This window comes from Streptomyces sp. CB01881, assembly GCF_002953255.1.
GTDB lineage: Bacteria > Actinomycetota > Actinomycetes > Streptomycetales > Streptomycetaceae > Kitasatospora.
In genome coordinates, this window is sequence record NZ_CP026498.1 from 8,983,534 (window position 1) to 8,996,909 (window position 13,376).

A 13,376-nucleotide genomic window follows, 5' to 3' on the forward strand; every position below is an offset into this window, starting at 1 on the left:
CGGTGCGCTCCCTGCGCGCCGCCCGGGTGGCGCGGCCCGCCGTCGTGCTCGGCGGCGTAGGCTCAGGGCCATGGACGAGCGAATCGAACGGGCCCAACTGCTCTGCGACCGTGCCACCTTCGGCGGCGAGACGGAGGCCCTTCCGGCCGCCGGGCGTGAGTTGGACGCCGCCGAGGCGGACCTTTCGCTCGCCCGGGGCCGTGTTCTCCACGCCCGCTACCTCCAGGAAGGCGCCGCCGACACGGACGAGTTGGTGTTCTTCGAGCGGGCCGCCCGGCTCTACCACGCCCTCGGTGACCAACCGGGCGAGGCCGAGGCCGAGTTCTGGACCGGCGTCTACCACCAGGTGGTCCAGGGCGACCACGGATCCGCCCTCCCCGCCCTCCGCCGTTCGCGCGAGCTCGCGACCGCGACGGGCGAGAGCCGCACGCTCTCCTACGCCCTGCGCCACCTCGGCATCGCCGCCCACATGGCCGGCGAACTGGCCGACGCCCGAGCCCTGTTGGAGGAGTCCACCCGGCTGCGGCGCGAACTCGGCTTCGCCGCGGGCGTCGCCGCCAACCTGGTCGGGCTCGCGTACCTCACCGCCGCCGAGGGACGTCCCGGTGACGCGCTCGCGCTGCTGGACGAGGCGGCCGCCCTCGCCGCAGGAGCCGGTGCGAAGGCCGCCCTGCGGTCGGTGGACGAGGCGCGCGCGGCCGTGGGGTGAGGGGCGGTCGCCGGTCAGGCGGCCAGGACGCGGTCCAGTGCCTCCCGCCCCGCCTGTCCCCGGTGCGGCTGCCCGCCGGCGACCCTCAGACGCTGCGGTCGGCCAGCACCTCGCGGATGACGTGGCGGGAGTTGGCGGCCAGGGAAGGGTTGGTGCTGCGGTAGTAGGGGAGCTGGATCAGGGCGATGGAGAGCGCCCAGGCGCGGCCGCGCTCCCAGGTGGCGTCGTCGACGGCGAGCGCGGAGCGGAAGACGGGTCGGCCACTGGCGGGGAGGAGGTTCCAGGCGACGATGAGGTCCACGGTCGGGTCGCCGACACCCATCAGGCCGAAGTCGATGACGGAGACGAGGTGTTGGTCGGCCAGCAGGACGTTGCCGGGGGAGAGGTCGCCGTGCATCCAGGCGGGCCGGGCGGTGGGTTCGGGGAGCTGAAGGGCCTTGTCCCAGAGGGTGGTTGCCGCTCTGGTGTCGATCGTCCCGGTCAGCCGGCCGATCGCGGCCCGGGTGGCGGCGTCCCGGGTGGCGAGCGGGACGCCGCGGGAGGACGACGGGGCGCCGGCCGGGTCGGCCGCACGCAGCGCGCTGACGAACGCCGCGAGGTCCTGGGCGAGTCGCAGGGGTGCGGTGACCGAGCCGACGACCGGGTTGGCGCCGCCGCGCCAGCGCAGCACCGACCACTCCCAGGGGTAGCCGGAGGACGGCCGGCCGTGGGCGATCGGTTCGGGGATCGGCTGCGGCAGGTGTGGGGCCAGCCTCGGCAGCCACTGTTGTTCACGGGCGACGCTGTCGGCGGCCCAGCTCACCCGGGGTAGCCGGACGGCGAGTTCGGGCCCGAGGCGGAACATGGCGTTGTCCGTCCCGGAGGAGGACACCCGTTCGAGCGTCAGCCCCCTCCACTGCGGGAACTGGGCGGCGAGCAGCCGCCGGACCAGGGCGGCGTCGATGTCCGGTTCGTCGTCGTACGGGCGGTTGTGCATCCGAGCGGCAGCGCACATGCCCGGCACTGTACCCCCGGGTGGAGCGGCGAGTTGGGTGAATTTCGAACATGATTGAGTGGTGACATGACGATCGGATGGGACCGTTGGGTCATGTGGGGGGCGCTCGGGGGGTCGGCCGCGCTGGCCGGTGCCGCCGTGGCGGGCCGGGTGAACGCACGCTCGGGCGGGCTGCTGGTCCTGCGCGAGTGGCTCGACGATCCCCTGCTGTTCGGCACGTCGGCACTGGTGCTGCTCTTCGTGGCGCTGGTCCTCGGGCGTTCGCACGGCTGGTTCCGCAGTGCGCTCGGTGCCGTGGTGCTCACGCTGATCGTGGGGAGCGTGCCGCTCTGGCTCCTCGCCGGCGTCTTCTCGGACGACCCCAGGACGACCCGCACCGAGGCGGCGCCGGGCCGGCCGGACCGCCGTCTGGTGGTCAAGGAGGGGACGGCCGGGTTCGGACCGGACCCGTACTCCTACGTTTACGTCGACGACGGCTCGGGCCTCGGCGTCCGCCGCTGGCAGGTCGCGGACATCGACCGCCACGGCATCAAGGAGCTCGCCTGGGACGGGCCGGACCAACTGCGCCTGGTGACCGGCCTCGGCCGGACCCACCTGATCCGGATCGCCGCCGACGGCCGCCCGTCACCGACCGTCGACGAGTGAACGGCGGCCCGCGCCACGCCCGGCGGGCACGGGCGCGGCCGGGAGCCGTCACCGGGCAGTGCCAGAATGCAGGGACGTACGGGGACAGCAACTCTGGAGAAGGTGACCGGCTCAGTGACCACGCCAGTCGAACAGGCGGCCAAGCAGGCCCAGCAGGCGATCGAGCGGAAGATCGCCGAGGAGCTGGGCGTTCGCGACGGGCAGGTGAAGGCGGCGGTCGAGCTGCTGGACGGCGGGGCGACCGTGCCGTTCGTGGCCCGGTACCGCAAGGAGGTCACCGGCTCGCTCGACGACACGCAGCTGCGCACGCTGGAGGAGCGGCTGCGCTACCTGCGCGAGTTGGAGGAGCGCCGCACCGCCGTCCTGGAGTCGATCGAGTCGCAGGGCAAGCTGGACGACGCGCTGCGCACGCAGATCCTGGCCGCCGACTCGAAGGCGCGGCTGGAGGACATCTACCTGCCGTACAAGCCGAAGCGGCGCACCAAGGCGCAGATCGCCCGTGAGGCCGGCTTGGAGCCACTGGCCGACACGCTCCTCGCCGACCCGGCGCAGGACCCGGCCGCGCTCGCCGCGACGTACCTGAACGAGTCGGTGGCGGACGCGGCCGCCGCGCTGGAGGGGGCCCGGTCGATCCTGGTCGAGCGGTTCGGCGAGGACGCCGACCTGGTGGGCTCGCTGCGCGAGCGGATGTGGACGCGGGGCCGGCTGGTCGCCACCGTCCGGGACGGCAAGGAGCAGGACGGTGCCAAGTTCGCCGACTACTTCGACTTCGCCGAGCCCTACACCAGGCTCCCCTCGCACCGGATCCTGGCGATGCTGCGCGGCGAGAAGGAGGAGGTGCTGGACCTCGACCTCTCCCCGTACGACGGTGAGGAGGCCGGTGACCTCCCGGGCGGGAGCGACTACGAGCAGCGGATCGCGGCGCGCTTCGGCGTCGCCGACCACGGCCGCCCGGCCGACAAGTGGCTCGGCGACACCGTGCGCTGGGCGTGGCGGACACGGATCCTGGTCCGGCTCGGCATCGACCTGCGCGGCCGGCTGCGCCAGGAGGCCGAGGACGAGGCGGTGCGCGTCTTCGCAGCCAACCTGCGCGACCTGCTGCTGGCCGCCCCGGCCGGCACCCGGGCCACGATGGGCCTGGACCCGGGCTTCCGGACGGGCGTGAAGGTCGCGATCGTGGACGCCACCGGCAAGGTCGTCGCGTACGACACGATCTACCCGCACCAGCCGGCCAACAAGTGGGACGCCTCGATCGCCACCCTGGCGGCGCTGGCGAAGAAGCACGCCGTCGACCTGGTGGCGATCGGCAACGGCACCGCCTCCCGGGAGACCGACAAGCTCGCCGAGGACCTCATCAAGCGCCACCCGGAGCTGAAGCTGACCAAGGCGATGGTCAGCGAGGCCGGCGCCTCGGTCTACTCGGCCTCCGCGTTCGCCTCGCAGGAGCTGCCGGAGCTGGACGTGTCGATCCGCGGTGCGGTCTCGATCGCCCGCCGCCTCCAGGACCCGCTGGCCGAGCTGGTCAAGATCGACCCCAAGTCGATCGGGGTCGGCCAGTACCAGCACGACCTGAGCGAGGTGAAGCTCTCCCGCTCGCTGGACGCCGTGGTCGAGGACTGCGTGAACGCGGTCGGGGTGGACGTCAACACCGCCTCCGCGCCGCTGCTGACCCGGGTCTCCGGCATCACCGGGACGCTCGCCGACAACATCGTCTCGCACCGGGACGCCAACGGCCCGTTCCGCACCCGCAGGGCGCTCAAGGACGTCGCCCGACTCGGCCCGAAGGCCTTCGAGCAGTGCGCGGGCTTCCTGCGCATCCCGGACGGCGACGACCCGCTGGACGCGTCCAGCGTGCACCCGGAGGCGTACCCGGTGGTGCGGCGGATCCTGGCCGCGACCGGCGGGGAGCTGCGCGGGCTGATCGGCAACGGCGCCGCGCTGCGGGCGCTGCGGCCGGGTGACTTCGCCGACGACACCTTCGGCATCCCGACCGTCACCGACATCCTCGGCGAGCTGGACAAGCCGGGCCGCGACCCGCGCCCGGCGTTCCGCACCGCGACCTTCAAGGAGGGCGTCGACAAGATCGGCGACCTGGAGGTGGGCATGGTGCTGGAGGGTGTGGTCACCAACGTCGCGGCCTTCGGCGCCTTCGTGGACGTGGGCGTCCACCAGGACGGGCTGGTGCACGTCTCGGCGCTGTCGAGGAACTTCGTCAAGGACCCGCGTGAGGTGGTCAAGCCCGGCGACATCGTCACGGTCCGGGTGACCACGGTGGACGTGCCGCGCAAGCGGATCGGGCTGACCCTGCGGCTGGACGACGAGGTCGGGCGCGAGCGGGGCGGCGACCGCGGCGGACCGCGGGGGAACGACCGGGGCGACCGCGGGAACGACCGCGGCGGCGACCGGGGTGCCCGGCAGGGGCGCCCGCCGCGCCAGGACCGCCGCGGGCAGGGCGGAGGCTCGGGCGGCGGCTCCGCCGCGGGCGGCCAGGCCGCGCCGGCCAACAGCGCCATGGCCGACGCGCTGCGCCGGGCCGGGCTGACCGGCGGCGGCTCCGGCTCCGAGGGCGGCCGCCGCTCCGGGCGGCGCTGAGCCCGCGGACGTACGGACGGCGGCGGGCCGGTGGACTGCACGTCCACCGGCCCGCCGCCGTCCGTCACGCCCGGAACGCGTCAGACCAGGAGTTTCTCCTTGGCCTTCTGGTACTCCTCCTCGCTGATGGCGCCGCTGGCCTTGAGGTCGGCCAGCTTGGCCAGGTCGTCCACGTGGCTGCGGCCGCCGCCCCCCGCGCCGCCGGCTCCGGTGCCGCCGGCTCCGGTGCCGCCGGCCCCCGGCGTGTCGGTGGCGGCGTCACGGATGTACGCCTTGAACGCGGCCTCGCTCTTCTGTGCCTGGGCGAAGTCCCGCTCGCCCATCGACCTGCCGCGTGCGATCACGTAGACGAGCACGCCGAGGAACGGCAGGAGGATCACCAGGATCAGCCAGCCGGCCTTGCCCCAGCCGCCGAGGTCCTCGCTGCGGAAGATGTCGGTGATGATCTTGAACAGCAGGAAGAACCAGAGGATCCAGAGGAACAGTTCCAGCATCGTCCAGAAGATGTTGAGAAGCGGATAGTTGTCCATGACGCTCCCGTCGGTGCAGACCCGAGTTCAAAAGAGTCATATCACCGCATATCGGACAATGCTCCGCGCTGTTCGGCCATCCCGGTGATCTTCGGCCCCTACGGGTGTGCCCTCGGCCCTGAGAAGTCGCCCTGAGGGGCGTGGTGCCGTGAGGGGTGCGCCGCCGTGAGGGGTGCGCCGCCTTGAGGGGTGCGCCGCCTTGAGGGGCGTGCGCCGTGAGTGGTGCGCGTCTTCGGCCGGTGGCGGCCGGGCTCGTGCGTGGCCCGTGGCGGCGGGGCGCACGCGCGGCTCGTGGCGGCCGGGGTGCGGGCTCAGCCCGCGGCGGCCCGCCCCCGCAGCTCGACCGCGAGGCCGACCAGCTCGCCCCACCAGGCCTCGTGGCTGCGGACCAGCAGCCGTTGTGCCTCGGCCGGCTCGACCGCCCGCACCTCGACCACCTGCTCGCCGTCGTCCGGATTGGTCGGCACGGAGTCCACCGCGACCTCGGCCCAGCCCCAGAGCCAGGCCTTCTCGGGGTGCGGCTGCCACGGCCGGTACGGCTCGGGGCTGTCGGTCACGCAGCGGTGCGCGCCCAGCCAGACCGGGTCGCCGAGCAGGCGGGCGCCTGCCTCCTCCTTCAGTTCCCGGACGAGGCAGGACGCGATCGACTCGCCGCTCTCCCGGGTGCCGCCGGGCAGGAACCAGTGGTCGCGGTCGTCCCGGCAGAGCACGATGCGTCCGGCGGTGAACCCCACCAGGTGGATGTTGGTGACGAGCTCGTCCGGCGGCAGCGCGGTGGAGAACCGGGCGTCGAACCGCCCCCAGGCCCAGTACTGCGGCGCGTGCAACTTCGGGAACCGGGCGGGCAGGTCGGTCAGTCCGCCGGCTCTTTCGGTGGTGTCCGTCATCTGCCGATCATAGTCCGCCCGGGCCTCGCCGGCCCGTCCCGAAGACCGTTCCGCAGGCCCGTTCCGCAGGCCCGGCGACCGGTTCGCCGACCGGTCCGGCGGGTCGTCAGGTCACGGCCGGGACACCGAACTTCGGCTGCCGGTCGACGGTGTCGAGGACCCGCGGGCGGTGCGGGATGGCCGCCTCGATCGGGGCGCCGGCCCAACTGCCCAGCGAGATCTCGGCGGTGATGCCCGGGCCGAAGCCGGCGATCAGACCGTGGGTGCCGTCGGCGACGTTCCCCTCCGCGAAGAGGCGGGCGAGCGCGTCGAAGACCACCGCGCTGGCGATGTTGCCGCGTTCGGTCAGCGTGGCCCGGCTGAACCGGAACGCGGCGGGCTCCAGGTCCAGGAAGTGGCAGAGGTCGTCCAGGATGCGCGGGCCGCCGGCGTGCACGATGTAGAACCCGAGCCCGGAGACGTCCCAGTCGTGCTCGGTGGCGAGCGTGCGCAGGGCCGGGGCCAGCATCTCCATGGTGCCGGGGACGCGCTTGTCGAGCTGGAAGTGGAAGCCGGTGTCCTTCACGCCGTAGGAGATCCAGTCCTCGGTGTGCGGGACGAGGTGCGAGCCGTTGCGCTCGACGTGCACGCCGGTGCCGCCGCGGCCGCGCATCACCGCGGCGGCGATCGCGTCCCCGAAGAGGCCGTTGGAGAGCAGCGAGCCGACGCCGAGGTCGGTCGGCTGGTAGCAGAGCGAGCAGAACTCGCAGGCCACGATCAGGACGTTGGCGCCGGGGTAGGCGCGGCAGAAGTCGTGCGCGCGGTTGACCGCGGCGCCGCCGGCCGCGCAGCCGAGCTGGGCGATCGGCACCTGGCGGGTGTCGGAGCGGAAGCCCATGGTGTTGATCAGCCAGGCGGTCAGCGAGGGCATCATGAAGCCGGTGCAGGACACGTAGACGATCAGGTCGATGTCCCGGGCGGACAACTCGGCGTGGCCGAGGGCGCGTTCGACCACCTCGGGGACGCGGTGCTTGGCCTCGCGCTCGTAGACCGCGTTGCGGGTGGTGAAGCCGGGGTGCCGCAGGGTCTCGTCGATCGGCTGGACCAGGTGCCGGGTCCGCACCCCGGTGTTCTCGATCAGCCGGAGCGCGAGGGGGAGTTGAGGGTGGCCGGCGTGCAGGGAGCGGGCCAGGTCGAGGGTCTGGTCGAGGGTGATGACGTGTTCGGGTACGGCGATGGCGGGACGGCAGAGTGTTGCCATGGGTGTGAGGTCTCCCCTGGTGACCCGCGTGGCCGGCGGCCGCGCGGGCAGTGGCCTACGGGTGCGGTGGACGGGCGCCGGTGCGGTGCGGCGGGGAGGTCACCAGGCGACCGGCAGGGTGTGCGGGTAGCGCCAGATCGAGCCCGTTCGCCAGTCCAGCTCCGCGGCCGGGACGGCCAGCCGCAGCCCGGGGAAGCGGCGCAGCAGCGTGCCGATGGCGACCTGGAGCTCCATCCGGGCCAGGTGGGCGCCCGCGCAGTGGTGGGTGCCGTAGCCGAAGGTCATGTGGTTCGCCGTGCCGCGGTCGAGGTCCAGCTCGTCGGGCCGCTCGAACACCGCCGGGTCGCGGTTGGCCGCCAGGTAGGAGACGTGCACGGCCTCGCCGGCCCTGATCAGGACGCCGCCCAGCTCGACGTCCTCGGTGGCGACCCGGGCGATGCCGACGCCCTGGCGGAACGGGATGAAGCGCAGCAGCTCCTCCAGGGCGCGCGGCAGCGTCTCCGGCTGGGCGCGGAGCTTGGCGAGCTGCTCGGGGCGGGTGAGCAGCGTGTAGGTGATGTTGCTGAGCTGGTAGGTGCTGGTGTCGTGGCCGGTGACCAGCAGGACCATGGCCATCACGGCGAGCTCCTGGTCGTCCAGGAGCTCCTCGTCGTCGCGCGCGGTGGCGAGCGCGCTGATCAGGTCCTCGCCCGGGTCGCGGCGGCGGGCGGCGGTCAGCTCGGAGAAGTAGGCGCGCAGCGCCGCCTTGGCGCGCTCCTGGCCGTCGCCGCTGCCGGGGCCCATGGTCATCATCGCGACGGCGTGCCCGCGCAGCCCGGCGCGGTCCTGCTCGGGGATGTCGAGCATCTCGCAGATGGTGGTCATGGGGAGCCGGCCGGAGAGGTGGCGGACCAGGTCGGCGGGGGAGCCGTGCTCCTCCATGTCGTCCAGGTACCCGTCGACGATCCGCTGCGTCTTCGGGCGCATCCGCTCGACCTGGCGGTTGGTGAAGCCCTTGGCGACGAGCCGGCGCAGCCGGTTGTGGGCGGGCGGGTCCATCAGGTTGATCGCCTCGGCCTGGGCGATCGGGGCGGGGGTCATCCGGGGGAGGTCCCGGCCGATTCCGGCCGCGCGGCTGAACCGCCGGTCGGTGGTGACGACGCGGACGTCCTCGTACCGGGTGGCCAGCCAGGCCTCGCCCTCACCGTGCGGCAGCCGGATTCTGGCGATCCGCTCCTCGGCGAGCAGCAGTTGCTTGAGGAGGGGGTCGAACTCCAGGCCTTCGGTGTGGTTGAAGGGGCAGTCCCACACGGGGGCGGAGGTAGTCACGGGCTGATCCAAGTGGCCGGATTCGGTACCGCCCGGACGTTGGTTCGTTCGGGCGCGGACGTGCTGATGTTCCCCCATCCGGTGGCGGAAATTCGGATGCACCACATTGTTCGCTCGATCGAGCGAGATAGCCGATTGTCATGCGATATGTGCTGTGGGGAAAGAGAGTTGGGACGGGGGAAAGGGAGTTGTCCCCCGGGCCCGGCCCCGGGGGCGGGCAGGCCCGGGAGCCGGCCGGCCGGCGGGGGCGCGGCCGAACCGCGGGGTGGGGGCACCGGGCACGCTGCCGGTACGGGAGGCCGTGGCGCCTCGCCGGGCGGCGCGCCTCCCCGGCGGAGCCCGCTACACCGGGGCGGCCCGCTCCGGAGCGCGGGCGGTGGTGGTGCGGTTGAGCAGATCGATGCCGAGCGGAGTGATGGTGTGCAGGACGGCGCCGCCGCGGCGTTGGGTGGTGATGAGGTTCGCGTTGCGCAGCACGGTGGCGTGCTGGCTGGCGGAGGCGGGCGAGACGTTGAGCCGCAGGGCCAGCTCGGTGGTGGTGCAGCCCGCCGAGACCGCGTCCAGGGCGGCGGCCCTGGTCCGGCCGAGCAGGGCGTTGAGCGAGTGGCGTCCGGAGCCGTTCCCCTCCTCGCTCCACAGGGCGGCGGCGGTCAGGACGTCGCGGACGGCCGGGACGGCGAGGGTGGGCGGCGCCTGCGGGTCCTGGCCGTCGGTGAGCAGCACGGGAGGGTCGGGGAGGAAGACCACCGGGGCCAGGACCAGCCCCCGGCCTTCGAGGTGGACCTCGGTGTCCCTGGGGTAGTCGACCTCCAGGACCGGGGCCCGCCAGCGGATGCGCTGCGGGTGGGCGGTGGCCAGCAGCTGCTCGACGCCGCCGTCCACCAGGGTGCGCCCGTACTCGGCCCGGACCGCGTCCAGCCGGGCGCGCAGCCGGCCCCAGTGCGGGCCGACGGTGAGGTCGTGGCAGGCCGCCAGCGAGTCCGCCAGCAGGCGGCGGGCGGGCAGGTCGCCCTGCTGGAGGGCGGTGTGCCAGCGGGGATCGGTGCGGGCGGTGGCGATGTGGGCGACCTCCAGCCGGAACGTCCGGTCGGGGGTGCCGAGCAGGTGGTCGAGCCCGCCCTCGACGGTGGTGTCCCGCTTGGTGAGCGTGCCGATGTCCAGATGGGGGCTGAGCAAGGTCAGTGGCCGGAGCCCGTCGCCGAGCGTCCGGGAGAACAGCCGGCGCCAGGGCCGGAACTGCGGGCAGCCACTCCGGCCGGTGAGCTGGTGCAGGCCGAGGAAGGCCTCGGCCAGGGGGCCGAGGGTCGGAGCGACCCGGACCCGGGCGAGATCGTCGGCGGTGAAGTGGATACGGAGCAACGGCCCTCCCCAGCAGTTCCGTTGAGTCTCCCGCAGGGTGCGCACGGCGTCCAGCAGGGGGTTTAGGCGAGGGCCGAAACCCTTGGCCGGGGGCCCGGTCCGGCGGCCAGGATGGGTCCGACGCCGGTGCCCGGTACGGGGGTCCGGGCACCGGCCCGGAACGGTCGGCGCGGCCGGCGGGCGGTGGCGGGGATTGCGGCCGGCGTCGAGGCGGCGGGGCGTACGGCCGACGGGTGGTGGCGGGGCGTGTTGCCGGCGTCGAGGCGGCCCCGCGTCCTTTCCGCCGGGACGGAGAACCGGGCGGGTGTCCGACGCGTCCGTTCTGGCGTGATCACAGCTGTCCTCGGCACGATGCCGATGTTCTGGCCCGGGCTGCTCTGCTCGCTGGTGCCGGCCGCCCTGCTGAACCGGCCGGTGGGGCGGCTGCTGCGGGCCCACTGGGCGGTGGCGTTCGTGCTGCTGCTCGCACTGGGCGGGGTGGTGACGTTCTCGCTGCTCCCCGACACGCAGGGACCGTTCTGGGAGTACTCCCGGTTCGCCGTCCGGCACTGCACCCTGACCGGCGCGCGGCTGCGCCCGCCGGGCGAGTGGATGACGTCGCGCCAGGCCGACCTGAACATCCTGGTGTTCCTGCCGATCGGCCTCGCCGCCGCCCTCGCCGGCACCAAGCCCCGGGTGGCGGCCGTCCTGGCGGTCGCGGTCGTGCTGCCGTTCGCGGTGGAGTTCGCCCAGTACGCGGTGCCCGCCATCGGCCGGGCCTGCGACATGCAGGACGTCGCGGACAACCTGCTCGGCCTCGCCCTCGGCGCGGCGCTCGGCCTGCTGGCCGGCCCGTTCGCCCGGGCGGGCGCGCGTTCGCTGCGCGCGGGCGGGGCGTAGCGGGGGCGGGGCGTAACGGGGGCGGGGCGCCGAGGGGGCATCCGCCTGTCGGCTCGGGTTCTGGGGGCCGGGGGCGACGGCCGGCGAAGCCGCGGCCCGGGAACGGAAACCCCTTCACGGCAGGCACTGTTGCGGCCGTAGCATGACGACCGCCGAGCATCAGGGAGGACCATGCCGTCGGACCGCATCGCGGACACCAGGAGCACCGCACGTACCGCGGACACCGGGGACGCCGGGGACAGCGCCGCGCCCGGGGCGGACACCCGGGCGGAGTTCCGGACGGAGACCGGGGCCGCCCGCGCCGGCGACGCGGTCCGCGCGCTTCGCCGGCGGCGGTTCCGTCGGTCGAAGCCGGCCTGGGAGGCACCGGGACGGCCCGGTAAGCGGCGTGACGCGCTGGGCAGTTGGTGCGTACACGGTCTGGTGGTCCGGGGCACCCTGGAGGGGCTGCACACCTTCGAGGCCGAGACCGGGCGGCCCGGTTGGAGCTGGACGGTCCCGCGCCGGGGCGTGTTGGCGGCGATGAGCGAGCGCGTGGTGGACGGTGTCGGGCTCGTGGTCCACGCGGACGAGGACGACGGCCGGCTGACCGGTATCACGGTCACCGCCTTCGAGGTCCGCAGCGGTGACGCCCTGTGGTCGTTCACGCCGCAGTTCGACGACCAGCAGTACTACTCCGAGCACTCCGGACCGATGGCCGGCCTGGTCGCCGTGGTACCGGGCCGGGCAGCAGTCCTGAGCGGCCGGTACCTGGTGGCCCGCGACCTGCGCAGCGGGCAGCCGGTCTGGGCGCCGGCCCCGGCCCCCGAGGGCACGGTCGGCCGACTGGCCACCGACGGGTCCGACTTCGTCCAGGTCGTGACCGCCGGCGGCCGGGCCACCGTGCGCCGCATCGGCGCCGCCACGGGCAGCACCGGCCGGGCCGTCGGCGTTCCCTTCGACGGCCCGGCCGCCGAGGTGCACGTGGCCCACCAGGATCCGCTGGTCCTCCTGGTCGAGGGCAAGGGTCCGCGCGCTCCGGAGGCGACGCTGCTGGTCCTCGACGGCGGAGGAGAGGTCACCGCCCGGATCCCCGCCGTCGGCGGGCACGGCGAGCTGGTGCTCGGCCGGACCGGAATCGGGGCGGACCGGCTCGTCGTGGCGACGGAGGAGGTCGTCGTCGTCCCGACCCGTCCCGGCCCCGGGGCGTACGACCACCTGACGGCGTTCGCCCGGTCCGGCGGCGGTGTGCGCTGGACCTGGCGGTCCAAGGAGAGGATCACCGGCCTGTTCCGCGTCGAGGGCTCCGTCCTCGTCCTGAGCAAGTGGGTCGCCCCGTCCGGCGAGGCGGACGGCACCGTGCACCTCCACGTCCTGGACGGAGCCACCGGGCGGGTGTCGGCCGTGCGCAGGCTGACCACCTTCCAGGTCGGCACCGAGGGCCGGTTCCACCTGGACGGCGACCGCCTGCTGCGGGTGTCGGACTGGGGGCACGACACCTGGGCGCCCGTCCAGATGTTCCGGCTGCGCTGACGCGGGCCGGGGAGGAGAGGAAGACCGGATGACCCGCCACGCCGCCATGGAGGCCGAGGCCGCAACCGAGGCGGCAGACGCAGCCGAGGCCGGTTGCTCCGCCGATGAGCACGTTCGCTACGCGTACTACCTCCGGGCCTTCCGGAGCGTCCCGGCCGACGGGGAGCTCGACCTGGTCGCCACCGTCCTGCGCGACGAGGACCAGGTGATGGCGCAGGCCGCCGTCGTGCACCACGTGAACCTGCGGGCCGCGGCCCTGGGGCACGGCCCGGACTTCACCGGCTGGGTCACGGCGATGACGGAAGCCGTCGAGGGGCGTCCCTTCATCCTTCAGCGCATCCGGGAGTGGTCGCTCTCCGCGGCGATCACGCACGGCGGCCCGTGGGACGCCGACGCACTGACGTCGGCCTCGTACTGGTTGCAACGCCGCGTCGCCGAGACCACCACCTCGCCCCGCGCGCTGGCCGTCCTCTCCCAGGACGGAGGCACCCGCCGGATCCGCAACCTCGCCAAGGCCGGTCGGCTGAAGAACCGGTGCTAACGCGGGCCGGGGAGGCGCCGGCGCCGGGCGACCGCAGGCACCACGTCCGGGCCCGGCGCGCGCGGCGACACGGCATCTTTTCAGAAGCCTCACCGCGAGGTGTGGAATCCCCACAGGCGGGCTGCCTAGGCTCCGCATGCGCACGACGACGTGCGCGGAGCCGGCCGACGACCACCGGCG

12 protein-coding genes are annotated in these 13,376 nt (G+C 74.0%); 6 read left to right on the forward strand and 6 right to left on the reverse strand.

What is annotated here, in order from left to right:
* The first annotated feature begins 70 nt into the window (after positions 1 to 70).
* A complete protein-coding gene (locus C2142_RS29335) occupies positions 71 to 709 on the forward strand; it encodes a tetratricopeptide repeat protein (protein ID WP_148645726.1) in 639 nt (212 codons plus the stop codon).
* A gap of 85 nt (positions 710 to 794) precedes the next feature.
* On the opposite strand, the gene C2142_RS29340 is transcribed toward C2142_RS29335, so the two are convergent.
* Positions 795 to 1,703, reverse strand: a complete 909-nt coding sequence (locus C2142_RS29340) for an aminoglycoside phosphotransferase family protein (protein WP_148645727.1) — start codon at positions 1,701 to 1,703, stop codon at positions 795 to 797.
* Positions 1,704 to 1,769: 66 nt separating this feature from the next.
* Here C2142_RS29340 and C2142_RS29345 point away from each other — a divergent pair, with 66 nt between their 5' ends.
* Complete coding sequence (locus C2142_RS29345) at positions 1,770 to 2,348, forward strand: hypothetical protein (protein WP_148645728.1); 579 nt, start codon at positions 1,770 to 1,772, stop codon at positions 2,346 to 2,348.
* Positions 2,349 to 2,414: 66 nt separating this feature from the next.
* A complete protein-coding gene (locus C2142_RS29350; RefSeq protein WP_148645729.1) occupies positions 2,415 to 4,940 on the forward strand; it encodes a Tex family protein in 2,526 nt (841 codons plus the stop codon).
* Positions 4,941 to 5,020: 80 nt separating this feature from the next.
* Here the strand turns inward: C2142_RS29350 and C2142_RS29355 are convergent, their stop codons facing one another.
* The 5 genes from C2142_RS29355 to C2142_RS29375 form a co-directional block, all read right to left on the reverse strand.
* Complete coding sequence (locus C2142_RS29355) at positions 5,021 to 5,470, reverse strand: SHOCT domain-containing protein (RefSeq protein ID WP_148645730.1); 450 nt, start codon at positions 5,468 to 5,470, stop codon at positions 5,021 to 5,023.
* 311 nt (positions 5,471 to 5,781) lie between these two features.
* Positions 5,782 to 6,357 carry an NUDIX domain-containing protein gene (locus tag C2142_RS29360; RefSeq protein ID WP_148645731.1) on the reverse strand — a complete coding sequence of 192 codons (576 nt, stop codon included), beginning with the start codon at positions 6,355 to 6,357 and terminating at the stop codon, positions 5,782 to 5,784.
* Positions 6,358 to 6,463: 106 nt separating this feature from the next.
* A complete protein-coding gene (locus tag C2142_RS29365; RefSeq protein ID WP_148645732.1) occupies positions 6,464 to 7,597 on the reverse strand; it encodes a type III polyketide synthase in 1,134 nt (377 codons plus the stop codon).
* Between the two features lie 99 nt (positions 7,598 to 7,696).
* Complete coding sequence (locus C2142_RS29370; protein WP_241002844.1) at positions 7,697 to 8,905, reverse strand: cytochrome P450; 1,209 nt, start codon at positions 8,903 to 8,905, stop codon at positions 7,697 to 7,699.
* A 342-nt stretch (positions 8,906 to 9,247) separates the two neighbouring features.
* Positions 9,248 to 10,264, reverse strand: a complete 1,017-nt coding sequence (locus C2142_RS29375; protein ID WP_148645734.1) for a winged helix-turn-helix domain-containing protein — start codon at positions 10,262 to 10,264, stop codon at positions 9,248 to 9,250.
* 327 nt (positions 10,265 to 10,591) lie between these two features.
* On the opposite strand from C2142_RS29375, the gene C2142_RS29380 reads away from it, so the two are divergent.
* The 3 genes from C2142_RS29380 (at position 10,592) to C2142_RS29390 (ending at position 13,196) form a co-directional block, all read left to right on the forward strand.
* The gene (locus tag C2142_RS29380; RefSeq protein ID WP_162002567.1) at positions 10,592 to 11,143 is read left to right on the forward strand and encodes a VanZ family protein; all 552 of its coding nucleotides are present in this window, start codon (positions 10,592 to 10,594) and stop codon (positions 11,141 to 11,143) included.
* A gap of 171 nt (positions 11,144 to 11,314) precedes the next feature.
* Entirely contained in the window at positions 11,315 to 12,655 is a 1,341-nt protein-coding gene (locus C2142_RS29385; protein WP_148645736.1) for a PQQ-binding-like beta-propeller repeat protein, read from the forward strand.
* A gap of 28 nt (positions 12,656 to 12,683) precedes the next feature.
* Complete coding sequence (locus C2142_RS29390; RefSeq protein WP_148645737.1) at positions 12,684 to 13,196, forward strand: hypothetical protein; 513 nt, start codon at positions 12,684 to 12,686, stop codon at positions 13,194 to 13,196.
* Positions 13,197 to 13,376 lie beyond the last annotated feature (180 nt).